Raw genomic sequence first — 26,948 nt, 5'->3', positions numbered from 1 at the left:
CTCGATATGGCACCGACCTCACCCGCCCAGAACGGCAAGGCCTACAAATATATCGATCACTCCTACGACGTGATCGTCGTCGGCGCCGGCGGCGCCGGGCTGCGCGCCACGCTCGGCATGGCCGAGCAGGGGTTCCGCACGGCCTGCATCACCAAGGTATTCCCGACCCGCTCGCATACGGTCGCCGCCCAGGGCGGCATCGCCGCCTCGCTGCGCAACATGACGCCCGATAGCTGGCAGTGGCACCTCTATGACACCGTCAAGGGTTCCGACTGGCTCGGCGACGTCGACGCCATGCAATATCTGACCATGGAAGCGCCGAAGGCGGTCTATGAGCTCGAGCATTACGGCGTGCCGTTCTCGCGCAACGAGGAAGGCAAGATCTATCAGCGCCCGTTCGGCGGCCACATGCAGAATTACGGCGAAGGCCCGCCGGTGCAGCGCACCTGCGCCGTTGCCGACCGTACCGGCCACGCGATCCTGCATACGCTCTACGGTCAGTCGCTGCGCAACAACGCCGAATTCTTCATCGAGTATTTCGCGCTCGACGTGATCATGTCGGAAGACGGCAGCCGCTGCACCGGCGTCGTCGCCTGGTGCCTCGATGACGGCACGATCCATCGTTTCGCCGCCAAGATGGTGGTGCTGGCGACCGGCGGCTACGGCCGCGCCTATTTCTCGGCAACCTCTGCCCATACCTGCACCGGCGACGGCGGTGGCATGGTGGCGCGTGCCGGCCTGCCGCTGCAGGACATGGAATTCGTCCAGTTCCACCCGACCGGCATCTACGGTTCGGGCTGTCTGATCACCGAAGGTGCGCGCGGCGAAGGCGGCTATCTCGTCAACTCCGAGGGCGAGCGCTTCATGGAGCGCTATGCGCCGTCGGCCAAGGACCTCGCCTCGCGCGACGTCGTTTCGCGCTGCATGACGTTGGAAATCCGCGAAGGCCGCGGTGTCGGCAAGAACAAGGACCACATCTTCCTGCATCTCGACCATCTCGATCCGGCCGTGCTGCACGAACGGCTGCCGGGTATTTCCGAGAGCGCCAAGATCTTTGCGGGCGTCGACGTCACGCGCGAGCCGATCCCGGTTCTGCCGACCGTTCACTACAATATGGGCGGCATTCCCACGAACTATTGGGGCGAAGTGTTGAACGCCGACAGTGCCAATCCGGAACGGATCATCCCCGGGCTGATGGCGGTCGGTGAAGCCGGCTGCGCCTCGGTGCACGGCGCCAACCGCCTCGGCTCCAACTCGCTGATCGACCTCGTGGTCTTCGGCCGCGCCGCTGCGATCCGCGCCGGCGAGGTGATTGATCGCGCAGCGCCGATCCCCCATCTCAATGTCGCAGCCTGCGACAAGATCATCGACCGCTTCGACGGCCTGCGTCACGCCAGCGGCGGCACGCCGACGGCGGAACTGCGCGAGAAGATGCAGCGCGCCATGCAGGAAGACGCGGCGGTGTTCCGTACGCAGGAATCGCTGGAATCCGGTTGCCGGCGCATCTCTGCGATCTGGCAGGAAATGCGCGATATCAAGGTCACCGACCGCTCGATGATCTGGAATTCGGATCTGGTCGAGACGCTGGAGCTGCAGAACCTGATGGCCAACGCCATCACGACGATCTACGGCGCCGAGGCCCGCAAGGAGAGCCGCGGTTCGCATGCGCGCGAGGACTATACCGAGGGTGCATTCGCCGGCCGCGACGACGTCAACTGGCGCAAGCACACGCTTGCCTGGGTGAACGAGGCAGGCGCCGTGAAACTCGACTACCGGCCGGTTCACACCGAGCTTATCGCCGAAGGCATCGATCCGCACAAGATCGAGCCGAAGGCTCGCGTGTACTGATCTCAAGAGGAACCGGACATGGTTGAACTCGCTCTCCCCAAGAATTCTCAGATGCGCGAAGGCAAGGTCTGGCCGAAGCCGGCCGGTGCCAAAAACACCCGCGAATTCCGCGTCTACCGCTGGAGCCCGGATGACGGCCAGAACCCGTCGATCGACACTTTCTACATCGATGTCGACGATTGCGGGCCGATGGTGCTCGATGGCCTGCTTTACATCAAGAACAAGATCGATCCGACGCTGACCTTGCGCCGCTCCTGTCGCGAGGGCATCTGCGGATCCTGCGCGATGAATATCGACGGCACCAACACGCTCGCCTGCACCAAGGGCCTCGACGATATCAAGGGCTCGGTGAAGATCTATCCGCTGCCGCATTTGCCCGTCGTCAAGGATCTGGTGCCTGACCTTACCAACTTCTATGCCCAGCATCGTTCGATCGAGCCGTGGCTGAAGACGGTGTCGCCGGCGCCAGCCAAGGAATGGAAGCAGAGCCACGAGGACCGTCAGAAGCTCGACGGTCTCTATGAATGCATCCTCTGTGCCTGCTGCTCGACCTCCTGTCCGAGCTACTGGTGGAACGGCGACCGCTATCTCGGTCCGGCCGTTCTGCTGCAGGCCTATCGCTGGCTGATCGACTCCAGAGACGAGGCGACCGGCGAACGTCTCGACAATCTCGAGGACCCGTTCCGGCTTTATCGCTGCCACACGATCATGAATTGTGCGCAGACCTGCCCAAAGGGTCTCAACCCGGCCAAGGCGATCGCCGAAATCAAGAAGATGATGGTCGAGCGCCGGGTCTGACCAGCATGCATGCCGTTGGCGGATGAGACGCCTTAGATCTCGAAGCCGTCACGAAGATCAGGTCGTGGCTCGCCTTGGTGCGCGCACAGGGTATCCGTATTGGTACCGGTGCGAGCGTTATTCCGAGATATTGCGGGAGTTCGACAGGGATCCGGACAGAGATCAGCGCGCCCAACACCTTGCTGACAAATTCTATGTGCAGGAAGTTTTGCAGCGGGACAGTTGAACTGTATCGTTTTTTGGTTAGTTGTTGTCACGGGCAATTTATGCGGCTCGACTTGATTAACCAAAGCGAATTACGGTAATCGGACTTGTCTCACGCCCGTTTCTCTGCGGCGCTAGCCGAATTCAGGAGTATGATGATGCAGTTGCGATATGCGATGACAGGTCTGGTGGTTACTCTCGCGCTAGCCGGTTGTCAGCGTACGGCATATGATTACAACTCCGGCTCGAATGCCGGGCCGGCGCCGCTGACGGCGCAGCCGATTCCCTCGGTGCAGGGTGGGCAGCTTCCGCCGGTCAACAGTTCGCAGTTTCCAGCTGCGCCGTCGACGACGGCGCCGATGCCGGGCGCGCAGCCCGGCGCAATGGCCGCAAATGCGCTTGATGTCACCAAGGAATCGATGGTCGGAAGCTGGCGCGTCAATGGCAGCTGCGACATGTTCTTGACGCTGACCAATCTCGGCAGCGGTTCGCGCGGCGGTACGCGCGGCTGCGTCGGCGAGTTGACGGCGATGGGCTCCTGGGAGGTTGCCGGCAAGCAGGTGCTGCTCAAGGACCGTTCAGGCAATCAGCTCGGCAGCGTCTACAAGACGGCTGACAACCGCTTCCAGGGACAGACCAGCACGGGCCAGCAGATCAGTCTCAGCCGGTAAAACGAATCGGCGCGGTAGACGAACCGGCGCGGTAAACCACCGGCGGGCCTCCGCCGATGTCTGACAGGCGGATATGCCCTCATGCAGCCAATGCCCGATTATGCGCTCAGCGTCTGCGAACAGCTTAAAGCCCTGACCGCATCGGGCGCGCTGCAGGTCGACTCCGCCCAGATGGACGTGGCAAAGAGCTTGGATCGGGTGCTGGCCGGGCTGAAGCAGCGGCGACCAGCGGCAAAATCGAGCGCACTTGGCTGGATGTTTGCCGCCAAGAAGAAATCCGCCGACGGCATCAAGGGGCTTTACATCCACGGCAGCGTCGGCCGCGGCAAGACCATGCTGATGGACATGTTCTTCTCGATGGCGCCGTGCAGGAAGAAACGCCGGGCGCATTTCCACGAATTCATGGCGGATGTGCACAATCGGATCGCGGCGCACCGGCTGAAGCTGAAGAACGGCGAGACGAAGCAGGCCGATCCGATGCCGCCGGTCGCCGCAGCCCTCTACGCGGAAGCGGAACTGCTCTGCTTCGACGAATTCACCGTCACCGATATCGCCGATGCGATGATCCTGTCGCGGCTATTCTCCGAGCTTTTCGCGCGCGGATGCGTGCTGGTCGCGACGTCGAACGTCGAGCCCGACAACCTCTACACGGATGGTCTCAATCGCGGCCTCTTCCTGCCCTTCGTCGCCCTTCTCAAGCAGCATGTCGATGTCGTCACCCTGGGTTCGCCGACCGACTACCGCATGGAGAAGCTGAGCAGCCAGCCGGTCTATCTGGTGCCGATCAACGATCATAACGACATGGCGATGGATGCGTCCTGGACGCAGGCGCTGCATGGGCGCAAGGCGCAACCGCTGGACATTCCGATGAAAGGCCGACACATCCATGTGCCGCTCGCCGTCGACCGTATGGCGAGGTTCTCCTTCGCCGATCTTTGCGACAAGCCGCTCGGGGCGGTCGACTTCCTGGCGATCGCCGAGCGTTACGATATGGTCTTCGTCGATCACATTCCCTTGCTCGGGCCGGAAAAGCGGAACCAGATCAAACGCTTCATCATTCTGGTCGATACGTTCTACGATCATGCCGTGCGGCTCTACATTTCCGCAGCGGCGATGCCGGAGGAACTTCTGGTGCATCGCCGGGGCACCGAGGGCTTTGAATTCGACCGCACCGCATCGCGCCTGTTCGAGATGCGCAGCGCTGAATATCTCGCACTGCACCATGAAAAGCGCGCCGCCGAGTAACAATCCGGTGACATGATATCTTACGTTTACGTAAGAATTTTAGTATCTAAACGATTGAAATTGCTACATCAAAATTAATGAGTTGCCATTTTTGGGCTTTGGGTCTATGCGATTGCGTCATTGGGCTGTGCCTTGCTGCGCATCGCTCGACGAATTTGATCGCAAAGGAAACAGCGAAATGGCGCGTAACAAGATCGCACTCATTGGTTCTGGCATGATTGGTGGCACGCTGGCACACCTCGCCGGCCTGAAGGAACTGGGCGACATCGTCCTCTTCGACATCGCGGACGGCATTCCCCAGGGCAAGGGTCTCGACATCGCACAGTCCTCTCCGGTCGAAGGCTTCGACGTCAACCTGACGGGCGCCAGCGACTATTCCGCGATCGAAGGCGCCGATGTCTGCATTGTCACCGCCGGTGTCGCCCGCAAGCCGGGCATGAGCCGCGACGATCTTCTCGGCATCAACCTCAAGGTCATGGAGCAGGTAGGCGCCGGCATCAAGAAATATGCGCCGAACGCTTTCGTGATCTGCATCACCAACCCGCTCGACGCCATGGTCTGGGCGCTGCAGAAGTTCTCCGGCCTTCCGGCCAACAAGGTCGTCGGCATGGCCGGCGTTCTCGACTCGTCGCGTTTCCGTCTTTTCCTCGCCAAGGAATTCAACGTGTCCGTCCAGGACGTCACCGCTTTCGTGCTCGGCGGCCACGGCGACACGATGGTGCCGCTTGCCCGCTACTCGACGGTCGGCGGCATTCCGCTCACCGACCTCGTCACCATGGGCTGGGTCACCAAGGAACGCCTCGAAGAGATCATCCAGCGCACCCGTGACGGCGGCGCCGAAATCGTCGGCCTACTGAAGACCGGCTCGGCCTACTATGCGCCGGCCGCCTCGGCGATCGAGATGGCCGAATCCTACCTCAAGGACAAGAAGCGCGTTCTGCCCTGCGCTGCCCAGCTGACCGGCCAGTACGGCGTCAAGGACATGTATGTCGGCGTTCCCACCGTCATCGGCGCCGGTGGCGTCGAGCGCATCATCGAGATCGACCTCAACAAGACCGAGAGGGAAGCCTTCGACAAATCCGTCGGTGCCGTTGCCGGTCTCTGCGAAGCCTGCATCAACATCGCGCCTGCCCTCAAGTAGTCGACGCGCTGAAGTCATCAAACAGGGATAAACCCATGAACATTCATGAATATCAGGCCAAGGCTCTGCTGAAGGGCTATGGCGCGCCGGTTGCCGAGGGTGTGGCTATTCTCAAGGTCGAGGAAGCCGAAGCTGCCGCCAAGGCGCTCCCCGGCCCGCTTTACGTGGTCAAGAGCCAGATCCATGCCGGCGGCCGCGGCAAGGGCAAGTTCAAGGAACTGGGCCCGGAAGCCAAGGGCGGCGTGCGTCTCGCCAAGTCGATCGACGAAGTGATCGCCCATGCCAAGGATATGCTCGGCAACACGCTAGTAACGGCGCAGACTGGCGAAGCCGGCAAGCAGGTCAACCGCCTCTACATCGAAGATGGCGCCGACATCGCCCGCGAACTCTATTGCTCGATCCTTGTCGACCGCTCGGTCGGCCGCGTGGCTTTCGTGGTATCGACCGAAGGCGGCATGGACATCGAAGCCGTCGCCCATGACACGCCGGAGAAAATCCACACGATCGCCATCGATCCGGAAGCCGGCGTGACGGCTGCCGACGTTGCCGCGATCTCCAAGGCGCTCGCGCTCGACGGCGCTGCCGCCGAAGATGCGAAGTCGCTCTTCCCGGCGCTCTACAAGGCCTTCAATGAGAAGGACATGGCGCTGCTCGAAGTCAATCCGCTGATCGTCATGAAGGATGGCCGCCTGCGCGTTCTCGACGCGAAGATGTCCTTCGACGGCAATGCGCTTTTCCGTCACGACGACGTCAAGACGCTGCGTGACGAGACTGAAGAAGACGCCAAGGAAATCGAGGCTTCCAAGTGGGACCTTGCCTATGTGGCGCTCGACGGCAACATCGGCTGCATGGTCAACGGCGCAGGTCTTGCCATGGCGACGATGGATATCATCAAGCTCTACGGCAAGGAGCCGGCTAACTTCTGTGACGTCGGCGGCGGCGCCGGCAAGGAGAAGGTTGCTGCGGCTTTCAAGATCATCACCGCAGACCCCAAGGTCGAAGGCATTCTCGTCAACATCTTCGGCGGCATCATGAAGTGCGATGTCATTGCCGAGGGCGTCATTGCCGCGGTCAAGGAAGTCGGCCTCAAGGTTCCGCTCGTCGTGCGCCTTGAAGGCACCAATGTCGAGCTCGGCAAGAAGATCCTGAACGAGTCGGGTCTCGCGATCACAGCGGCTGACGACTTGGACGATGCAGCCAAGAAGATCGTCGCGGCGATCAACGGCTGAGAGCGATCATGACCTTCCAGTCCACGCCATCTGCTGCTCATATCCGTCTCAATGCCTTTGCCGGCGTATGGGAAGGGGAGGAGCGCGTCGCAGGGTCGGCGTGGACGACTGAAGGTAAGGCCAGTGCTAAACTTTCCGGCGAGGCGCTGTTCGGCGGGTTCTTCCTCGAGCAGCGCTATCGCCAGTCGCGCGATGGGGCTGTTTCGTTCGAGGCCCGAAATGTTTTCGGCTTCGATGCTTCGGACCAGACCTACAAGCTCTACCAGTTCGACAGCGCGGGCTTCGCGCCACCGTCGCCAGCTTCCGGCGAATGGAACGGCAAGGAACTCGTGCTGATGAAGGCTTCGCCGCGCGGCAGACAGCGCACCGCATTCACATTTGAAAATGAAGACTGCTACCGGATGGGCGTCAGCTTTTCGCCTGCAGGCAGCGATACTTGGCAGGAGGTCGTCAGCGGCATCTATCGTCGCTCGTCCCCCACGTCTTCCAACCTCTCCTAGACAAAGGCCTCGCATGTCTATTCTCGTCAATAAAGACACCAAGATCCTCGTTCAGGGTCTGACCGGCAAGACCGGAACGTTCCACACCGAACAGGCGCTCGCCTATTACGGCACGCAGATGGTCGGCGGTATCCACCCGAAGAAGGGCGGCGAAACCTGGACCGGCGCAAAGGGCGAAAACCTGCCGATCTTCGCAACCGTTGCCGAGGGCAAGGAAAAGACCGGCGCCGACGCGTCCGTCATCTATGTTCCGCCGGCCGGTGCCGCCGACGCGATCATCGAGGCGATCGATGCCGAGATCCCGTTCATCACCTGCATTACCGAAGGCATCCCGGTCATGGACATGGTTCGCGTCAAGGCTCGCCTCGACCGCTCCAAGTCGCGCCTGCTCGGCCCGAACTGCCCAGGCATCATGACGCCGGAAGAATGCAAGATTGGCATCATGCCGGGCTCCATCTTCCGCAAGGGCTCGGTCGGTATCGTGTCCCGCTCGGGCACGCTGACCTATGAAGCCGTGTTTCAGACCTCCAACGAAGGCCTCGGCCAGACCACGGCCGTCGGCATCGGCGGCGACCCGGTCAAGGGCACCGAATTCATCGACGTCCTGGAAATGTTCCTGGCCGACCAAGCCACCCAGTCGATTATCATGATCGGCGAAATCGGCGGTTCGGCAGAGGAAGATGCTGCGCAGTTCCTCAAGGATGAAGCCAAGAAGGGCCGCAGCAAGCCCATGGCTGGCTTCATTGCCGGCCGCACGGCGCCGAAGGGCCGCACCATGGGCCATGCCGGCGCTGTGGTTTCCGGCGGCAAGGGCGATGCGGAATCGAAGATCGCGGCGATGGAATCGGCAGGCATCAAGGTGTCGCCGTCTCCGGCCCGCCTCGGCAAGACGCTGGTTGAAGTCCTCAAGGGCTAAACCAACTTATACCCGGGCGGAGGAGCGGCATCTGCGCCTTCCGCCCGGTCTTGACGGCACGAGACATGCAGATGCGCCGCAGACAGGCGGCAATCGGAATGCGGCAGCCGGCGAGCAAGCCGGCAAATTCATCAAAGTCAGGAGGCGGGCGGCAGCGTCCGCATATCACCATGGCACGGCAAGAAGCCAACGAGCAGTTTCAGATCACCTCGTTTCTGGATGGCGCCAACGCTGCCTATATCGAGCAGCTGCATGCGCGCTACGAAGAGGACCCCGCGTCGGTCGACGATCAGTGGCGGACCTTCTTCAAGGCGCTGGAGGAGGATCCCAGCGATGTGAAGAGGGCGGCCAAGGGGGCTTCCTGGCGAAGGAAGAACTGGCCGCTGGCGGCCGGCGGCGATCTGGTGTCGGCTCTCGACGGCGACTGGGGTATCGTCGAGAAGGTTATCGAGACCAAGGTCAAGGCCAAGGCCGAAGCCGAGGGCAAGCCTGCCGACAGCACCGACGTGCTGCAGGCGACGCGCGATTCCGTGCGCGCCATCATGATGATCCGCGCCTACCGCATGCGCGGCCACCTGCATGCCAAGCTCGACCCGCTCGGCATCGCCGCTCCCGTCGACGACTATCGCGAGCTGTCGCCGGAGAATTACGGCTTCACGGCCGCCGATTACGACCGCAGGATCTTCATCGACAACGTGCTCGGCTTGGAATACGCGACCATCCGCGAGATGATCGATATCCTCGAGCGCACCTATTGCTCGACGCTCGGCGTCGAATTCATGCATATCTCCAATCCGGAAGAGAAGGCCTGGATCCAGGAGCGTATCGAAGGGCCGGACAAGGGCGTCGCTTTCTCGCCTGAAGGCAAGAAGGCAATCCTCGCCAAGCTCGCCGAAGCCGAAGGCTACGAACAGTTCCTTGACGTCAAGTTCAAGGGCACCAAGCGTTTCGGCCTCGACGGCGGCGAATCGCTGATCCCGGCGCTCGAGCAGATCCTCAAGCGCGGTGGCCATCTCGGCCTCAAGGAAGCCGTGTTCGGTATGGCCCATCGCGGCCGGCTCAACGTGCTCTCGCAGGTCATGGGAAAGCCACACCGGGCGATCTTCCACGAGTTCAAGGGCGGCTCGGCCGCACCCGACGAAGTCGAAGGCTCGGGCGACGTCAAGTATCATCTCGGGGCCTCCTCAGACCGCGAATTCGACGGCAACAAGGTGCATGTCTCGCTGACAGCCAACCCGTCGCATCTTGAAATCGTCGATCCCGTCGTCATGGGCAAGGTCCGCGCCAAGCAGGACATGAATGCTACCGTCTGGGACGGCGACATCATTCCGCTTTCCGAGCGCGCCAAGGTTCTGCCGCTTCTGATCCATGGCGACGCAGCCTTCGCCGGCCAGGGCGTCATTGCCGAAATCCTCGGCCTTTCCGGCCTGCGCGGCCACCGCGTCGCCGGCACCATGCACGTCATCATCAACAACCAGATCGGCTTCACGACGAACCCCGCCTTCTCGCGTTCGTCGCCCTATCCGTCCGACGTCGCCAAGATGATCGAGGCGCCGATCTTCCACGTCAACGGCGACGATCCGGAAGCGGTGGTCTATGCGGCCAAGATCGCGACCGAATTCCGCATGAAGTTCCACAAGCCGGTCGTGCTCGACCTGTTCTGCTATCGCCGCTACGGCCACAATGAAGGCGACGAACCGTCCTTCACGCAGCCGAAGATGTACAAGGTGATCCGCGGCCACAAGACCGTGCTGCAGATCTATGCGGCGCGCCTAGTCGCCGAGGGCCTGCTCACCGAAGGTGAAGTCGAGAAGATGAAGGCCGACTGGCGCGCCCATCTCGAACAGGAGTTCGAGGCCGGCCAGCACTACAAGCCGAACAAGGCCGACTGGCTTGACGGCGAGTGGTCGGGCCTGCGCGCGGCCGACAATGCCGACGAGCAGCGCCGCGGAAAGACCGCCGTGCCGATGAAGACGCTGAAGGATATCGGCCGCAAGCTCTCGGAGATTCCGGCGGGCTTCACTGCACACCGCACGATCCAGCGCTTCATGGAAAACCGCGCCAATATGATCGCCACCGGCGAAGGTATCGACTGGGCGATGGCTGAAGCGCTCTCCTTCGGGGCGCTCTGCGTCGAAGGTAGCAAGATCCGCCTGTCCGGCCAGGATTGCGAACGCGGCACCTTCTCGCAGCGCCACTCGGTTCTCTACGATCAGGAAACCGAGGAACGCTACATCCCGCTCGCCAATCTCTCGCCAACGCAGGGTCGCTACGAAGTCATCAATTCGATGCTTTCGGAAGAGGCCGTGCTCGGTTTCGAATATGGCTACTCGCTTGCCCGCCCGAATGCGTTGACGCTCTGGGAAGCGCAGTTCGGCGATTTTGCCAACGGTGCGCAGGTGGTCTTCGACCAGTTCATCTCGTCGGGCGAACGCAAATGGCTGCGCATGTCGGGCCTCGTCTGCCTCTTGCCGCATGGCTATGAGGGCCAAGGTCCGGAACACTCCTCGGCCCGCCTCGAGCGTTTCCTGCAGCTTTGCGCGGAGGATAACATGCAGGTCGCCAACGTCACGACGCCGGCGAACTACTTCCACATCCTGCGCCGGCAGCTGAAGCGCGACTTCCGCAAGCCGCTGGTCCTGATGACGCCGAAGTCGCTGCTGCGCCACAAGCGGGCAGTCTCGACGCTTGCCGAAATGGCCGGAGAATCCGCCTTCCATCGCCTGCTCTGGGACGATGCCGAAGTGATCAAGGACGGCCCGATCAAGCTGCAGAAGGACAACAAGATCCGCCGTGTCGTCATGTGCTCCGGCAAGGTCTATTACGATCTTCTCGAAGAGCGTGAAAAGCGCGGCATCGACGACATCTATCTCTTGCGTGTCGAACAGCTCTATCCGTTCCCGGCAAAGGCGCTGATCAACGAGCTGTCGCGCTTCCGCAATGCCGAGATGGTCTGGTGCCAGGAAGAGCCGAAGAACATGGGCGCATGGTCGTTCATCGACCCCTTCCTCGAATGGGTGCTTGCCCATATCGATGCAAAGTATCAGCGCGTCCGTTATACCGGCCGTCCGGCCGCCGCCTCGCCGGCGACGGGCCTGATGTCAAAGCATCTGTCGCAGCTCGCCGCATTCCTCGAGGATGCATTGGGCGGTTAACACAAGGGGGGCGCAGTGGCTTATTTCTTTCTGAGACTGCTGCCGCCGCGCCCCACTTTCCCGCATGACGGGACCGGAGAGGAAATGGCGGCGATGAAACGCCATGTCGAATACTGGCACCGGCACGCCCTTGCGGGATCGGCGATCGTCGTCGGTCCGGTGTTTGAGGGCGAAGGCGCCTTCGGCATGGCGATCGTCGAAGTTGAGGATCAAGCGGCGGCACAGGTTCTTGCCGCCAGCGATCCGATCATCGCTTCCGGTTTCGGTTTCCGTTTCGATATCCTGCCGATGCCCTCGATCATCTTGCGGCCGCCCGCCGTCTGAAACGCATTAAACGAACACACACGAAATCAGGATCTGAACAATGGCCACAGAAATCCGCGTTCCAACTCTCGGTGAATCCGTCAGCGAGGCAACCGTCGGCACCTGGTTCAAGAAGGTCGGCGACGCCATCAAGGCCGACGAGCCGATTCTCGAGCTTGAAACCGACAAGGTGACCATCGAAGTTCCAGCGCCGACCTCCGGCACGCTTTCGGAAATCGTTGTCGCCGCCGGCGAGACCGTCGGCCTCGGCGCGCTGCTCGGCCAGATCGCCGAAGGTGCTGCTGCTGCCGCGCCCGCTGCTGCGGCACCGGCCGCCGCTCCTGTCCTGCCAGCCGCGGCTGCTCCTGCTCAGCCGGCGCCGGTTGCCGCTGCTGCCGCATCGTCGAGCGCTTCCGTCTCCACCATGCCGCCGGCACCGGCGGCTTCGAAGATGCTTGCTGAAAACAACATTTCGGCCGATCAGGTCGATGGCAGCGGCAAGCGCGGCCAGGTGCTGAAGGGCGATGTCATCGCTGCCGTCGCCAAGGGCATTTCGGCTCCGGCGGCAGCACCGGCTGCAACGCCTGCCGCCCCGCGCGGCCCGTCGACGGTCGAGGATGCCTCGCGCGAAGAGCGCGTGAAGATGACGCGCCTGCGCCAGACGATCGCCAAGCGCCTGAAGGATGCGCAGAACACCGCCGCGATGCTGACCACCTACAATGAGGTGGACATGAAGGCGGTCATGGACCTGCGCAACAAGTACAAGGATATTTTCGAGAAGAAGCATGGCGTCAAGCTCGGCTTCATGGGCTTCTTCACCAAGGCGGTGACGCATGCGCTGAAGGAATTGCCGACGGTCAACGCCGAGATCGACGGCACCGACCTCATCTACAAGAACTATTGCCATGTCGGCATGGCCGTCGGCACCGACAAGGGCCTCGTCGTTCCCGTCATCCGTGACGCCGATCAGATGTCGATCGCCGAAATCGAGAAGGAACTCGGCCGTCTTGCCAAGGCAGCCCGTGACGGCTCGCTCTCCATGGCCGACATGCAGGGCGGCACCTTCACCATCACCAATGGCGGCGTCTACGGTTCGCTGATGTCCTCGCCGATCCTCAATGCGCCGCAGTCCGGCATTCTCGGCATGCACAAGATCCAGGAGCGTCCGGTGGCGATCGGCGGCCAGGTGGTTATCCGTCCGATGATGTATCTGGCGCTGTCCTACGATCACCGCATCGTCGACGGCAAGGAAGCGGTCACCTTCCTCGTGCGCGTCAAGGAAAGCCTGGAAGATCCGGAACGTCTGGTTCTCGATCTTTAAGGGAGCTTTCCATGCGAAACCGGATCATGCGAGCGGCGCGTCTTCTTCTCTGCGCTGCCGCCGCGCATGTCCCGGTTTCAGCAACGGCGGCCGGCTTAGATATCAGCAAGGCAAGCAGCAATTTCGAACTGGTGGCGCTCAGCGACGCCGAACTCTCCGGCCGGTCGATCGGCGTGATCCATATGGGCAATGTCGAGCTGACCTCGGGGCGCATCGTTGCGGCCGATCCGCTCGCTCAGCCCGATCGTCCGGCGCTGGCAAGAACGGTTGCGCCGGGCGAATATCCGGTGACACTCTACCAGGCCTTCGGACGCATCGCGGCCGCCAGCATGCGGTTTGCCGCGGGCAAGCCGGATCACTGGGAGCTTGCGGTCCTGCCCGGGCAGGATGTAGCGACACTGAAGGACGGCGAGATCTTCGGTTACCCCGTCGATGCCGGCCTCGGCTGTTACATGGATGCCGAGACGCTTGGTCTGATCGGAGAACGTGAAGCGCAGGTGCAGACGCAAAAGCCTGACGCCGACATCAATTATTACGACGACGTGCTGGCATCCGACCTCGACGCCAACAAGGGCAGTTACGCGCTGCACCGGCCGGTCGCCGGCAAGAAGGGCAATGTCGCGATATTCTGGAGCGGTTGGGGCGACGGCTTCTATCCGGTTTTCTGGGGGCTCGATCGCGATGGCCGGGCGCTGGTGCTGCTGACGGATTTCAGCGTTGTCGAGAATGCCGACGGGCGGAAGGAGTCGAAGCTGCAATGAGCAGGAGGATTGGGATCACGGCGAAACGGAAAGGCATGGCTGCGATCGCAGCCGCCGCGTTTTTCGCCGTTCCGGTATCGACGCTCAGCGCCGCCTGCAAGCAGGAACAGGCCATTTACGTCGATCGCGACGGGGCATACGAGTTGCGCTTTGCCCCGCTGAATTCACAGTCGGCCGCGGCGAGCAACCAGTTCAAGGTCAGTGCTCTCAAGACGCCGGTGGTGATGGAAGGCTATGTCATGCCGTCGGACGATCCTGTGCGCGCCATCGGCATCTTGATGTTCAATTGCCCCGAGGGTGACGCGACCGGTGCCGATCTTAATGCCTGCACCGTCTGGCAAGGCGCCGTCTATGGCATGGATGCCAAGGGCGAGATGGACAATCTGCAGCCGGAAGGTGCCGCGGCGGCCGAAAAGCTCGTGTTCCCCGGTCTCGGTCCCGCCATCCGCCAATCCAGCGCCTGGGGCGAGGGCAAGGCTACCTTGGCGCCCTGGGACGTGCTGACATTCAAGGAGTGCGCGATATGAGTAATGCACCGGTTGTTCTCGTGACCGGCGGAAGCCGGGGCATCGGCGCGGCCGTCTCGCGGCTCGCCGCGCGCCAGGGCTGGCGTGTTGCGGTGAATTACGCTTCCAACCGCAAAGCCGCCGATGCCGTCGTTGCGGCGATTGCCGAAGACGGCGGCGATGCCGTGGCGATTGCGGGCGATGTCGGCAAGGCTGCGGATATCGTCGCGATGTTTGCAGCGGTCGATCGGCATTTCGGCCGGCTCGACGGGCTCGTCAACAATGCCGGCGTCGTCGACTATCCGCAGCGCGTCGACGAGATGGCGGCAGAGCGGATCGAACGCATGATGCGCATCAATGTAACCGGCTCCATGCTCTGCGCCGCAGAGGCCGTGCGCCGCATGTCGAGCCGCTATGGTGGGCGGGGCGGCGCGATCGTCAACGTCTCGTCGATGGCGGCGATCCTCGGTTCGCCAACGCAATATGTCGATTATGCCGCCTCGAAAGGTGCGATCGACACGTTCACCGTCGGGCTTTCGCGCGAGGTCGCCGCCGAGGGCATCCGCGTGAACGCTATCAGGCCCGGCGTCATCGAAACCGATCTCCATGCATCCGGCGGGCTGCCGGACCGGGCCCGTGAAATGGCGCCATCGATCCCGATGCAGCGCAGCGGCACGCCCGAGGAGGTGGCGGATGCGATCCTCTATCTTCTATCCCCTTCGGCTTCCTATATAACCGGCGCGATCCTTAACGTGAGCGGCGGCCGCTAAAAGACAGGGCGAAAACAGCATGCCTTACATCCTCGAATTCCTCGGCCTTATGGCCGTCTTCTCGATCTTCATCGTCGTGCCGGGGGCCGATTTCGCCGTCATTTTGCGCCAGAGCATCGTGCATGGGCGGCGCGCCGCCATCATGACCGGGCTCGGCATGGGCTTCTCGCTGCTCTTTCATATCAGCTACACGATCCTCGGCCTCGGCCTGATCGTCTCGAAATCCCTGATGCTGTTTGGGGTCATCAAATGGGCTGGTGTCGCCTATCTGGTCTATCTCGGCATCAAGTCGTTCCGCGACCCCGGCTTCAAGGTGCAGGAGATCGAGGTGACGGCCGAGGATCGCAAGCCGGTCTCGATGCTGAAATGCCTCGGCATGGGTTTCATCACCAATGCGCTGAACCCGAAGCCGGTGCTGTTCTTCCTGTCGCTGTTTTCGACGCTCGTGCATCACGACACGCCGGCGCTGATCCAGTTCTCGTACGGCATCGGCATGGCGACGGCGCTGATCGCTTGGTTTGCCGGCGTTTCCTATTTCTTCACGGTCAAGGCGATCCGTGACCGCTTCATTGCCAGCGGCAAATGGTTCAACCGCATCACCGGAGCGGCGCTCGTCGGCTTCGGCTTCCGCCTCGCGCTGTCGCGCGCGGCCGACTAAACGAAAAATCCAAAGGGAAAGAAGCAATGTCCTACGATGTGATCATTATCGGCACCGGCCCGGGCGGCTATGTCTGCGCCGTCAAAGCAGCCCAGCTCGGCCTCAAGGTCGCTGTCGTCGAAAAGCGCGCGACCTATGGCGGCACTTGCCTGAACGTCGGCTGCATTCCGTCGAAGGCCCTGCTGCATGCCTCCGAAATCTTCCATCAGGCCGGCCACGGCATGAGCGCTCTCGGGATCGACGTCCCGGCGCCGACGCTCAACCTCGGCAATATGATGGCCCACAAGGACGCCACGGTGAAGTCGAATGTCGACGGCGTCGCCTTCCTCTTCAAGAAAAACAAGATCGATGCCTTCCAGGGCAGCGGCAAGATCGTCTCGGCAGGCAAGGTTGCCGTCATCGCCGACGACGGCAAGGTGCAGGAGATCGAAGGCAAGAACATCGTCATTGCCACCGGCTCCGACATTGCCGGCATTCCCGGCGTGCAGGTCGAGATCGATGAGAAGACCATCATCTCGTCCACCGGCGGCATCGCGCTGGAAAAGGTGCCGGAAACGCTGATCGTCGTCGGCGGCGGCGTCATCGGGCTCGAACTCGGCTCGGTCTGGTCGCGGCTTGGCGCCAAGGTCACCGTCGTCGAATATCTCGACACCATTCTCGGCGGCATGGACGGCGAAGTCTCCAAACAGTTCCAGCGCATGCTCGCCAAGCAGGGCATCGATTTCCATCTCGGCGCCAAGGTGACCGGCGTCGAAAAGGGCGACAAGTGCGCCAAGATCACATTCGAGCCGGCCAAGGGCGGTGACAAGGTGACGCTCGACGCCGACGTCGTGCTAATCGCCACCGGCCGCAAGCCCTATACAGCGGGTCTCGGCCTGGAAGAGGCCGGTGTTACGCTTGACAATCGCGGCCGCGTCGAGATCGACGGTCACTTCAAGACCAATGTCGCCGGCATCTATGCGATCGGCGACGTGGTCAAGGGTCCGATGCTGGCGCACAAGGCGGAAGACGAGGGTGTGGCGCTCGCCGAAATTCTCGCCGGCCAGCATGGGCACGTCAATTACGAGGTGATTCCGAGCGTCGTCTACACGCAGCCGGAGATCGCGTCGGTCGGCAAGACCGAGGAAGAACTGAAGGCCGCGGGCATCGCCTACAAGGTCGGCAAGTTCCCGTTCACGGCCAATGGCCGCGCCCGCGCGATGCTGGCGACAGACGGTTTCGTCAAGATCCTTGCCGACAAGGAAACCGACCGGGTGCTCGGCGGCCATATCGTCGGCTTCGGCGCCGGCGAGATGATCCACGAGATCACCGTGCTGATGGAGTTCGGCGGCTCGTCGGAAGATCTCGGCCGTACCTGCCACGCGCATCCGACCATGTCGGAAGCGGTGAAGGAGGCCGCGCTCGCGACCTTCTTCAAGCCGATCCATATGTAATCCTACATATCGTAACAAAGCATACAGCCGCTTGCCGGAAGGCGGGCGGCTTTTTTAGACTAAACCTTCAGCGCTTTCGACGCGGTGCGCAAAGGCGGCATCGAACCGCCATTCCCTGCTTACAGGTCGATGCCGCTTATTTCGACAACCCTATTCCCTTACGCCCGACAAGATGGGCACGGCAGGTGGAGGGAGGTTCAGTCGAAAAAGCCTGCATCCTCTTCCCTGAGATATCTCCTGGCTCCTTCAGCGTCGATATCGACGCCCAGCCCCGGCGCTTCCAGTAGGTCCACCATGCTGTCCTTCACGATCTGCGGCGGCAAGCCGATGACAAGATCCTCCCACCAGGGGTCGGAAGCGGTCGGATATTCGAACGCGACGTAATTTGCCGGCAACGTGGCGCAGACATTGATCAACGCGCCGAGGCCCAGCAGGCCGTTAGCGGTGCCGTGCGGTGCCATCAGGATCGAATGCATGTAGGCATGCTCGGCGACCCATTTGAGCTCGGCAATGCCGCCAACGTCCGCTGGATCGGGGCCGATGACGCGTACCGCCTGCGTCTCGATCAGTTCTTTGAAATTGTGCCGCAGGTAGATCTGCTCACCAGTGTGGATTGGCGTCGAGGTGGAGGTTGTCAGTTCCCGGTAGGCCTGCGGATTGACCCACGGCACGTAGTCGCCGGTCAGCATGTCCTCGAGCCACATCAAATTGTACTTCTCGACCGCGCGAGCGAACTTAATTGCATCGGGCAGCATCCAGCCCGGGCCGCAGTCGAGCGCCAGGCTGACTTTGTCGCCTAGCACTTCCTTCATCGCGATCACGCAGTCGAGCATGTGATTGAAACCGCGCTCGCTGATCACGCCTTGATCCATGGCGCCGTGATAGCCGGCCTTGTTCTGCGTCACGCCGTAGTGGAAGCCCTCGATGGTGTCCTTCATGTTGGAGTGGAACGAGATTCCTTGCTTGACCATGAAGAAGTTCTGCGGCTGCTCCATCATCCATTTGACGTCAGCGGCGTAATCCTCCGGCCGGTCGCCCGTGCGCTTCTGGCGAACTGAGCCGTTGTAGACGCGCACCTTGTCCCGCACCTTGCCGCCGAGCAGTTTATAGGCGGGCACGCCCGCGGCCTTGCCAGCAATATCCCACAGCGCATGCTCGATAGCGCTCACCGCCGCGCCGTACGGCTTGAAAGAGCCGCGTTGGCGGATCTTCAGCATGACTCTCTCGACGTCGGTCGGATCCTCGCCGACCAGCGCCTCGTGGAAATGCAGCACAAAGGGCTTGAGGTAGGACTTGGTGAATTCGACTTCGCCCAAGCCATAGAGGCCCTCGTCCGTAACGATGCGCACGATCGGGTGTTTGCCAATAACGGCGCAGCGGAGATCGGTGATCTTCATCTTCGTTCCTTTTCGCCTCAGCTCCAGGTGCGATCCCAGGAATACTCATCGTCCCAGTGATCCGTAGGCTGCCAAATGCCGGTGACGCCCGGCTGCAGATGCTGCGAGATCACCTCGTCGACAACGTCGTCAATCCCCAGGCCGGGCTTGTCCGAGACAGTGATGAAGCCATTCTTCACCAGCGGCCGGGGAAGGCCCGTGACGATATCGTCCCACCAGTCGACATCGGCGGAATGGTATTCGAGCGCCATGAAATTTTCGGTCGCGGTCGCGACATGTGCCGCGGCCATTGCGGCGATTGGACTTTCTGCCATATGGATGGCCATGGCGACGCCCTGGTCCTGCGCCATATCACCAATCTTCTTGGTTTCGAGGATGCCCCCGCTGGTGAGCAGGTCCGGGTGGATAACGGAGACGCCGCCGCTGTTGAGCAGAGGCTCGAAGCCCTCCTTGAGGTATATGTCCTCGCCAGTGCAGATCGGCACCGTGGTGGCGTCCTGCAGTTGTCGGTATTGCTCGGTATACTGCCATGGGATCACATCTTCGAGCCAGGCCGGCACGTATTTTTCAATTCGCCGGGCGAGGCGAATGCCGTTCTGCATCGAGATATGGCCGATATGATCGATGGCGAGCGGCACATCCATGCCGATGACCTCACGAACCTCGGCGATGTATTGCTCAAGCAGGTCGAGGCCCTTGTCGGAAAAGTGGAGGCCGGTAAACGGGTGCTGGACGTTATGCAAATCGTACGCAGCGTTGCGGACACGCCGCTCTTCAATGGTCTTCAGCGGCCCGCGATTGGGAGGATCGCGGTATCCTTCCAGTGAGCCGGCAGGAAAGACGACGGCACCGGGCACATCTGCGATCTGCATCAGTCCTAAGTCCATCTTGAGGAAGGTGAAGCCGAGCTCCATGCGCTGCTTGAGGCGCTTACCAGTCTCGGTGCCGCTCGGCACGGTGGCGTCGGTATCGCAGTAGACGCGCACTTTCTCCCGAAAACGACCGCCGAGCATCTGGTAGATGGGGACGCCATAGGCCTTGCCGGCAAGATCCCACAACGCGATTTCAATCGCCGATACGCCACCGCCTTGCCGGCCGTGCCCGCCGAACTGCTTGATCCGGCGAAACAGGCGGTCGATGTCGCAAGGGTTCTCGCCAAGCAACCGGCTCTTCAGCATCAGCGCGTAGGTGGCGCTGGCGCCGTCGCGCACCTCGCCAAGCCCGACGATGCCCTGGTTGGTGTAAATCTTAAGCAGCACTGAGGTGAACGGCGCGCCGACAATTTCGGCTACCCGCATGTCGGTGATGCGAAGATCGGACGGCTTGGAATGCGTGTTCACCCGATTGAGCGCCTCGTCGGCTCCATCTGCCTCTGGCATGATTTATCCTCGTTTTGGTCGGCTGGGCTCATCGCCGTGCACGCTGGGTTGCTAGTCCAGCTCTATCTCGTGGTTTTGAAGGTAGTCGCGGTTCATTTCGACGCCGAGACCGGGCTTGGGCGTAAGCTTGAGGCTACCGTTCGAAACATCGAGTGGTCTGTCGATGAGGTGATCGTATTTACCCAGGTTCCACTCCGACGTTTCGAGTTTGTAGAAGTTGGGAACGGTCATCATCACCTGCGCTCCCGCAACCACATTGATCGGCCCTGCGGCGTCATGCGGCGAGACCGGGATGTAGTAGGCTTCGCATAGGGCAGAAATCTTCTTGAGTTCGGTAATGCCGCCGGTCCATGTGACATCAGGCATGATGTAGTCAGCGAGCTTGTTTTCGAGCACCGGCACGAAATCCCACTTCGTGTGGCCGCGTTCGCCCCACGAGATAGCGGCGCTGACCTTCTCACGGACCTGTCTGAGAGCGTTGAGGCTCTCCGGTGGACAGGGCTCCTCGAACCAGTCGATCTGACCAGCTTCCTCGAGGCTTCGACAAAGGCGAATGGCGGTGGGAACGTCGAACCGGCCGTGCGCATCGATGAGGATGTCGACATCAGAGCCCGCCGTTTCGCGGATCAGAGCAGTGAGTTCGGCGGCTTCGCGCTCATCTTTGCGGGTCATGCTGCCATCGAGGTAGCCGTCCCGCTGTTCGCGAAACTGTCCATCGGCGGTGCGGCCTTGGTGGGGGAAAGGATCGAACTTGAGCGCCGTGTGGCCGGACTCGACGATGTCTCGAATTTCGCGGACCACAGCCTCGTTGCTGGTAAATTTGGCCTGGTTGGGATGGGTGTAGAGCGCAATTTCATCGCGTACCGGTCCACCCAACAGTTCGTAAATCGGCTTACCCAGGACCTTGCCTCGGATATCCCAGAGGGCTATGTCGATGGCGCTCACGCATTCGACTGCGGCACCCCGACTGCCCATGTAGGTGAAGCTGCGGAATATCTTGTGCCACAGATACTCAATACGCGCCGGGTCCTCGCCTGTCACAGCGGCACCGATCTGCCGCAGGATCGTGCAGAGGGCGCGATTAGCGAGCCTTGTCGTGGTGGTGATTTCTCCCCAGCCGCTCACCCCCTCGTCGGTCGTCACTTCGACGAACAGATACTCTCCCCAATAAGAAGCATCGGACTTGATCAGCCACGGCCGAACGCTGGTGATTTTCATCTCAACTGCCTTTATCTGAAGTGGTCGGGATAACGATATTCGAGGCCTCTATCCTGCCCGAGCGGCGTTTCGCGCACGCATGTGTTCGAGGATGTGCCGGCCGGAGCCCTCGACATGGCGTGCGATGAGTTCGCCTGCCTCGTTCGCATTTCCCGCTTTTACATGCGCGATGAGCTCGCGATGCTCGCTAAGGATCGCGGCACGCCGGGCGAGCGTGAAGTTGAAACGCCGGCTCACGGCTCGAAGCACTTCGCGATGCTTCCACCAAAGCTCGGCGGCATGGCGGTTGTAGTGCCTTTGGTACATTACGGTGTGAAAGGCGGTGTCCAGCTCGCTGTGCCTGAACGTGTCGGCGAAGTTGTTCTCTTCGATCAAGCCCTGGATGCGTTCGAGTTCAGCAATGTCCTCGACGGTGGCCATATTCACGAACCATCGCGTCAGTGCCGGCTCGATCAAGACTCCTATTTCGTAGATGTCCCGAACAAAATCCTGATCTATGGGCCGGACGCGCGCCCCGCGGTTGGGAACGAGGGTGACGAAGCCCTCCCCGCGCAATAGTTGCAGAGCCTCTCGCACCGGGTTGGTCGAGGTGCCGTGGCGCCGGGCGAGATCGGTGACGACAAGCCGTTCGTTGGCAGCGAGCCGCCCTTCAATAATGTCGTCCCTGATCAACTGATAAAGCGAGGCGCCCTCGCTGGAGGCCCCGATAGCGTCGATCCCCTCGGGTGGCTGCGCTTTAAAATCGCTTGTTTCGGCCAAAGCTGTCCCCATCAATACATATATTGCTTCGATATCACGCGACGATTATCTAAACAATGTACGATTTCTCCAGTTGACAGGCAATCTTCGATCTGAAAACGTATGATCTGTCCAAAGAGATACATTGGCTGAAAACGACCCGCAGCCAATGAGCAAAGACCGCTCGCCTCGATGCAGAGCGGCATGGGAGAACCTGGAGGATACCTATGTCGAGGATTTCATTCGGTGGTGCCGTCCTGCGCGGCACTGTTTCCACTGCTTTGATGATGTCGTTGATGTCCGCGTCGGCGCTCGGAGCGTCGGTCGACTTGAGCAAGTGGTCGCCGCAATATGTGCGTTCGATTGCTGGCACACAGGATTTTGACACGGCGGCCGATTGCGCCAAGGTCACTCCGCTCGACTATAAGGGGCGACTGACTTTCTGGTATCAGGGCGTGTTCGAGGGCGACCCCGACCTCCTGCGCCAGTATTACAAGGAGTTCTTCGAGACCTTCCGCAAAACCTATCCAAACATCGAGCTTGAGGAACAAGCCCTCACCTATAATGACCTGCTGGACAAGTTCCGGACCGCGCTCCTTGGCAATGCTGCGCCCATGGCGGTCCGCCTGCAAATCCTGGGCGGCACCGAGTTCGCCTCAAAGGGCTATTTGCAGCCGCTCAAACCCGAGGATGTAGGGTATTCGACCGAGGATTTCTGGCCGGGCGCAATGAAGGCTGTAACCTGGGAGGGGGTGACTTACGGCATTCCCACCAACAACGAGACGATGGCGTTCATCTGGAACGCCGACATCTTCAAGCGTGCAGGCCTCGATCCGGATAAGGCTCCGGCAACCTGGGACGACGTCGTCAAGGATTCCAAACAGATCCACGACAAGCTCGGCATTGCCGGTTACGGTCTCGTGGCTCGCAAGAATGCCGGCAATACGCCGTACCGTTTCATGCCGCAGCTATGGGCCTATGGTGGTGGCGTCTTCGACGAAGCTACCGCCAACCCGACCTATAAGGAGGTCGAACTCAACAGTCCGCAGAGCAAGGCGGCATTGCAAGCCTCCTACGATATGTATGTTCGCGACAAGTCGGTTCCGGTTTCGGCGCTCACCAACCAGCAGGCCGACAACCAGCCGCTCTTCCTCGCTGGCCAGCTCGGCATGATGATCTCGCACCCGTCCGACTACAACGTCATGCTCGACCTGCAGAAAAAGGCGACGGATACCGACAAGGACAAGGCGCAGACCGTAATCGACAACATGCGCTACGGCCTGATTCCGACTGGCCCCGACGGCAAGCGTGCCGTCGTGTTTGGCGGCTCCAACATTCACATCCTGAAGCCCGAATATGTCGAGGGCGGCAAGGTAGACGAGGCGGCTGCAAAGGCTATCATCTGCATGTGGACGAGCCCCGAATGGTCGCTGAAGATGGCCTATGCCGGCTCGAACCCGGGAAACCTTAACGGCTTCAAGACCAAATGGATGAAGGAACGTCTTGATAGTATCAAGTTCCTTGATGTCACGACCTCGATGCTGCCATACGGCATCCCGTTCCCGGCGCTGCCACAGTCCCCCGAGATCATGAACATCATCGTCCCGGACATGCTGCAGAATGCCCTGACCGGAGCCATGACCGTCGACCAAGCGGCTGATGACGCAGCCAAGAAGGTAAAAGACCTGATGGACGGCGGACTCTAGTCCAAGCCAGACGATCTGACCGGCTGCGCCTCGATTGCAGCCGGTTTGCTCCGAAGAATAAGGGCGCGGCACTGTGACGATCTTGACTGGCAAGGCCGAGGCTCGACGAAGACCGCAACTCGATAGGTCCGGCGTGCTGCGAAAGATTTGGCAGCATCGCGCTGACTACGCGTACGTGCTTCCTGCGATCGCCGTGATGCTCATCGTCATAGCCTACCCTATCTACTACACGATCGAACTGTCGTTCTTCAACACACCGCCTGGCCTGCAGCTGCGGGACAAGATTTTCATCGGCCTCGACAACTACATCTCCATCCTCACAAGTCCGGTGTTCTGGAAGGTCACCTCGAACACTCTTATCTGGACACTGGGATCCACTTTCATCTCATTTGTCCTGGGGTTTGCCAGCGCCCTGGCGCTCCATCGTGACTTTGTCGGCCGTGGCATCCTGCGCGCCGTCCTGATCATTCCCTGGGTCATCAGCGCGGTCGCCGCGTCCTATATCTGGAAGTGGATCTACCATTCGGACTTTGGGATCATTGGGGCGGTGCTGGTCGGCCTCGGATTGGCCGACCGGCCGCCGAATTTCATCGACAGCGTCAGCACGGTGCTGCCCTCGCTGATCGTCGTCAATATCTGGCGAGAGTTTCCCTTTGCCATGATCATGATGATGGCTGGCCTGCAGACGGTTCCCGACCAGTTGCTACGCGCCGCAAAAGTCGACGGAGCCAATGCATGGCAGCGGTTCTGGCACGTCACCTTCCCGCACTTGAGAAACGTCTCGACTGTGACGATCCTTCTGCTGGCAGTGGCCAACTTCAATTCTTTCATCATCCCCTGGATCATGACCGGCGGCGGGCCGTCGAATGCATCGCATATCTGGATCACCCATATTTATGAACTCGCCTTCGGCCGCCAGCGCTGGGGAGTGGCATCGGCCTATTCGGTGCTGCTGTTCCTGATCCTGATGTCGCTCGGCTACTTCTACGTCCGTGCGCTGAGCGGCAACGAGCAAAAGGACGGGAGTTGATGAGCACGATTGCCGAGACTGCTCATCGAGGCCGGGCGCGTCGCCGTATGCGCATCGATGGATGGCGGTGGGGCGGACGCATCTTCCTTGTGTTCATGCTGCTTTACACCGCATTACCGATGATCTGGATGCTGATCACCTCGATCAAGTCCGGCTTCGCGGCCATGCAATTCCCGCCGCAATGGTGGCCAGACCACCCCACCCTCGCCAGCTACCAAAAGCTGCTCGATCCGCAAAACAGCGTCGGCCAGGACTTCCTGCGCTTCTTTTGGAACAGCCTTTTCGTCTCCACCGCCACGACCATCCTTTCGGTGATCGTGGCAGTTCCTGCGGCCTACGCGTTTTCACGCTTCACCTTCCCGGGCCGGAACTTTCTGTTCTTCGCCGTCTTGCTTCGGAACATGTTCCCGGCAGTGATCTTTCTCGTGCCGCTCTTCATCTTGATGCGCGCGATCGGGCTGGTGAACACGCATGGGTCGCTCGTCCTCACCTACCTCACATTCGGCCTGCCGCTGGCAATCTGGCTCCTCAAGGGCTTCTATGACAATATCCCGGTGCAACTCGAGCAGGCGGCGCGCATCGACGGGGCAACGCGGTTCCAGGCCTTTTTCCTGATCGTGATGCCGCTCTCGGCGCCAGGAATTATCGCCACGGCGATCTATTCCTTCATTGGCGCGTGGAACGAGTACATCTACGCCTACACCTTCCTCTCCAAGAACGATCAGTTGACGCTGCCGGTCGGCATTCAGCGCTTCTTCTCGGAAAATACAACGGACTTTCCGGGTCTGATGGCGGCCAGCTTCATGATGAGCGTGCCCGTCGTGGTCCTGTTCCTTGTCCTGCAACGATACTTCGTACGCGCCCTCACGGAAGGCGCAGTCAAGCACTAGGGGAGTTGCCGGTGGCCCACGTGGTCCTCAAAGATCTGGTCAAGACCTATGGCAGCTTCAAAGCTGTCAACAATGTTTCGCTGACGGTCAACGACGGCGAATTCGTTGCGCTCGTCGGCCCTTCAGGCTGCGGCAAGACCACCACACTCAATCTTGTGGCAGGGCTCATCCCCATCACATCCGGCGACATCGTCATCGGCGACCGGGTGGTCAACGACCTCGACCCCAAGGACCGGGACATCGCAATGGTGTTCCAGAACTACGCGCTCTATCCGCAGAAATCGGTCTACAAAAATCTGGCGTTCCCGTTGCAGATGCGCAAACTGCCAAGGGACGAGATCGACAAGAGGGTCAAGGAAGCAGCGCGCGTGCTCGATATGACGCAGCTGCTCGAGCGCAAGCCACGCGAACTTTCGGGCGGGCAACAGCAGCGCGTGGCGCTGGGCCGTGCCCTCGTTCGCGATCCAGCGGTATTCCTGATGGATGAACCACTCTCCAACCTCGACGCAAAGCTGCGCGTGCAGATGCGGTCGGAGATCAAGCGTTTCCACCAGGACCTCAAAGCAACGATCATCTACGTGACGCACGACCAGCTCGAAGCGGTCACGATGGCCGACAGGATGGCGGTGATGAATGGCGGCTACCTGCAGCAATACGATTCACCGGCGCAGGTCTTTGCCCATCCGGTGAACATGTTCGTCGCCAGCTTCGTCGGCAGCCCGGCGATGAGCCTTGTTCCGCTGGAAGCATCAACGGCAAGCGGCAACACCGTGTTGACCAGCGCGGAGGGCTGGTGCCTCGAACTCTCGCCAAACAACGCCCAGAAGGTCGCCAGGGCAACCACCAAGAAAGTCGTCCTCGGCGCACGTCACTCGACGATCAAGCTGCACAAGAGTGCGATGCCTGGAAGCATCCCGGCAAAGGCCTACACGGTGGAGCCGACCGGGGACGTCACCTTCGTACAGGCGTTGCTGTCCGGCGCCATCGTCAATGTCAGCGTGCCGCCGACCATTGCCGTCGCGCCCGACGAACAGATTTGGCTCGAGTTCGATCAAGAGCGGATGCATTTGTTCGACGGCGAAACAGAAATGGCCCTCAAGGCCAACTGAGACCAAGCCGATGTGTGTGAAA

24 protein-coding genes are annotated in these 26,948 nt (G+C 61.0%); 20 read left to right on the top strand and 4 right to left on the bottom strand.

Going from position 1 to position 26,948, the window contains the following annotated elements; all coding sequences use genetic code 11:
* Nucleotides 1-6 precede the first annotated feature (6 nt).
* The 16 genes from sdhA (at nt 7) to lpdA (ending at nt 17,459) form a co-directional block, all read left to right on the top strand.
* Complete coding sequence (gene sdhA / locus J3O30_RS21040; RefSeq protein ID WP_207582103.1) at nt 7-1,848, top strand: succinate dehydrogenase flavoprotein subunit; 1,842 nt, start codon at nt 7-9, stop codon at nt 1,846-1,848.
* A gap of 18 nt (nt 1,849-1,866) precedes the next feature.
* Complete coding sequence (locus J3O30_RS21035; protein ID WP_007632536.1) at nt 1,867-2,646, top strand: succinate dehydrogenase iron-sulfur subunit; 780 nt, start codon at nt 1,867-1,869, stop codon at nt 2,644-2,646.
* 362 nt (nt 2,647-3,008) lie between these two features.
* Nucleotides 3,009-3,521, top strand: a complete 513-nt coding sequence (locus tag J3O30_RS21030) for a protease inhibitor Inh/omp19 family protein (protein ID WP_207582102.1) — start codon at nt 3,009-3,011, stop codon at nt 3,519-3,521.
* Between the two features lie 81 nt (nt 3,522-3,602).
* Nucleotides 3,603-4,766, top strand: a complete 1,164-nt coding sequence (gene zapE, locus J3O30_RS21025; protein ID WP_207582101.1) for a cell division protein ZapE — start codon at nt 3,603-3,605, stop codon at nt 4,764-4,766.
* 178 nt (nt 4,767-4,944) lie between these two features.
* Nucleotides 4,945-5,907, top strand: coding sequence for a malate dehydrogenase (mdh, locus tag J3O30_RS21020; RefSeq protein ID WP_207582100.1), 963 nt, complete (start codon nt 4,945-4,947; stop codon nt 5,905-5,907).
* 35 nt (nt 5,908-5,942) lie between these two features.
* Nucleotides 5,943-7,136, top strand: a complete 1,194-nt coding sequence (sucC, locus tag J3O30_RS21015) for an ADP-forming succinate--CoA ligase subunit beta (RefSeq protein ID WP_207582099.1) — start codon at nt 5,943-5,945, stop codon at nt 7,134-7,136.
* 8 nt (nt 7,137-7,144) lie between these two features.
* Entirely contained in the window at nt 7,145-7,636 is a 492-nt protein-coding gene (locus J3O30_RS21010) for a DUF1579 family protein (protein ID WP_207582098.1), read from the top strand.
* A gap of 13 nt (nt 7,637-7,649) precedes the next feature.
* Nucleotides 7,650-8,552 carry a succinate--CoA ligase subunit alpha gene (gene sucD, locus J3O30_RS21005; RefSeq protein WP_207582097.1) on the top strand — a complete coding sequence of 301 codons (903 nt, stop codon included), beginning with the start codon at nt 7,650-7,652 and terminating at the stop codon, nt 8,550-8,552.
* Between the two features lie 170 nt (nt 8,553-8,722).
* Nucleotides 8,723-11,707 (top strand): 2-oxoglutarate dehydrogenase E1 component, encoded by a 2,985-nt coding sequence (locus J3O30_RS21000; RefSeq protein WP_207582096.1) that lies wholly within the window; start codon nt 8,723-8,725, stop codon nt 11,705-11,707.
* A 15-nt stretch (nt 11,708-11,722) separates the two neighbouring features.
* Nucleotides 11,723-12,031, top strand: a complete 309-nt coding sequence (locus J3O30_RS20995; RefSeq protein WP_207582095.1) for a YciI family protein — start codon at nt 11,723-11,725, stop codon at nt 12,029-12,031.
* 40 nt (nt 12,032-12,071) lie between these two features.
* Nucleotides 12,072-13,331 (top strand): 2-oxoglutarate dehydrogenase complex dihydrolipoyllysine-residue succinyltransferase, encoded by a 1,260-nt coding sequence (odhB, locus tag J3O30_RS20990; protein ID WP_207582094.1) that lies wholly within the window; start codon nt 12,072-12,074, stop codon nt 13,329-13,331.
* Nucleotides 13,332-13,342: 11 nt separating this feature from the next.
* Nucleotides 13,343-14,092 (top strand): DUF4241 domain-containing protein, encoded by a 750-nt coding sequence (locus J3O30_RS20985; RefSeq protein WP_207582093.1) that lies wholly within the window; start codon nt 13,343-13,345, stop codon nt 14,090-14,092.
* Nucleotides 14,089-14,619, top strand: coding sequence for a hypothetical protein (locus J3O30_RS20980; RefSeq protein ID WP_207582092.1), 531 nt, complete (start codon nt 14,089-14,091; stop codon nt 14,617-14,619). The genes J3O30_RS20985 and J3O30_RS20980 overlap by 4 nt, the downstream gene beginning before the upstream one ends.
* The gene (locus J3O30_RS20975) at nt 14,616-15,368 is read left to right on the top strand and encodes an SDR family oxidoreductase (RefSeq protein WP_207582091.1); all 753 of its coding nucleotides are present in this window, start codon (nt 14,616-14,618) and stop codon (nt 15,366-15,368) included. Before J3O30_RS20980 ends, J3O30_RS20975 begins: the two co-directional genes overlap by 4 nt.
* A 19-nt stretch (nt 15,369-15,387) precedes the next feature.
* Nucleotides 15,388-16,026 (top strand): LysE family transporter, encoded by a 639-nt coding sequence (locus tag J3O30_RS20970; RefSeq protein ID WP_207582090.1) that lies wholly within the window; start codon nt 15,388-15,390, stop codon nt 16,024-16,026.
* Nucleotides 16,027-16,052: 26 nt separating this feature from the next.
* On the top strand, nt 16,053-17,459 hold the full coding sequence (gene lpdA / locus J3O30_RS20965; RefSeq protein ID WP_207582089.1) for a dihydrolipoyl dehydrogenase: 1,407 nt from the start codon (nt 16,053-16,055) through the stop codon (nt 17,457-17,459).
* A gap of 197 nt (nt 17,460-17,656) precedes the next feature.
* On the opposite strand, the gene J3O30_RS20960 is transcribed toward lpdA, so the two are convergent.
* Genes J3O30_RS20960 through J3O30_RS20945 form a run of 4 tightly spaced genes read right to left on the bottom strand, consistent with a single transcriptional unit; the run spans nt 17,657 to nt 22,212 of the window.
* On the bottom strand, nt 17,657-18,856 hold the full coding sequence (locus tag J3O30_RS20960; RefSeq protein WP_207582088.1) for a mandelate racemase/muconate lactonizing enzyme family protein: 1,200 nt from the start codon (nt 18,854-18,856) through the stop codon (nt 17,657-17,659).
* 17 nt (nt 18,857-18,873) lie between these two features.
* Nucleotides 18,874-20,235 (bottom strand): mandelate racemase/muconate lactonizing enzyme family protein, encoded by a 1,362-nt coding sequence (locus tag J3O30_RS20955; protein WP_207582087.1) that lies wholly within the window; start codon nt 20,233-20,235, stop codon nt 18,874-18,876.
* 51 nt (nt 20,236-20,286) lie between these two features.
* Nucleotides 20,287-21,453 carry a mandelate racemase/muconate lactonizing enzyme family protein gene (locus J3O30_RS20950; protein WP_207582086.1) on the bottom strand — a complete coding sequence of 389 codons (1,167 nt, stop codon included), beginning with the start codon at nt 21,451-21,453 and terminating at the stop codon, nt 20,287-20,289.
* Nucleotides 21,454-21,501: 48 nt separating this feature from the next.
* The gene (locus J3O30_RS20945) at nt 21,502-22,212 is read right to left on the bottom strand and encodes a GntR family transcriptional regulator (protein ID WP_207582085.1); all 711 of its coding nucleotides are present in this window, start codon (nt 22,210-22,212) and stop codon (nt 21,502-21,504) included.
* A 206-nt stretch (nt 22,213-22,418) separates the two neighbouring features.
* Here J3O30_RS20945 and J3O30_RS20940 point away from each other — a divergent pair, with 206 nt between their 5' ends.
* The 4 genes from J3O30_RS20940 (at nt 22,419) to J3O30_RS20925 (ending at nt 26,926) form a co-directional block, all read left to right on the top strand.
* Entirely contained in the window at nt 22,419-23,897 is a 1,479-nt protein-coding gene (locus tag J3O30_RS20940; RefSeq protein WP_207582084.1) for a sugar ABC transporter substrate-binding protein, read from the top strand.
* Between the two features lie 73 nt (nt 23,898-23,970).
* Nucleotides 23,971-24,927 carry a sugar ABC transporter permease gene (locus J3O30_RS20935; protein WP_207582083.1) on the top strand — a complete coding sequence of 319 codons (957 nt, stop codon included), beginning with the start codon at nt 23,971-23,973 and terminating at the stop codon, nt 24,925-24,927.
* Entirely contained in the window at nt 24,927-25,817 is an 891-nt protein-coding gene (locus tag J3O30_RS20930; protein WP_207582082.1) for a carbohydrate ABC transporter permease, read from the top strand. Before J3O30_RS20935 ends, J3O30_RS20930 begins: the two co-directional genes overlap by 1 nt.
* Before the next feature lie 11 nt (nt 25,818-25,828).
* Complete coding sequence (locus tag J3O30_RS20925; RefSeq protein ID WP_207582081.1) at nt 25,829-26,926, top strand: ABC transporter ATP-binding protein; 1,098 nt, start codon at nt 25,829-25,831, stop codon at nt 26,924-26,926.
* Nucleotides 26,927-26,948 lie beyond the last annotated feature (22 nt).

The organism is Rhizobium sp. NZLR1 (genome assembly GCF_017357385.1).
Lineage (GTDB): Bacteria > Pseudomonadota > Alphaproteobacteria > Rhizobiales > Rhizobiaceae > Rhizobium.
This window is presented reverse-complemented; position numbering and strand designations above follow the sequence as displayed.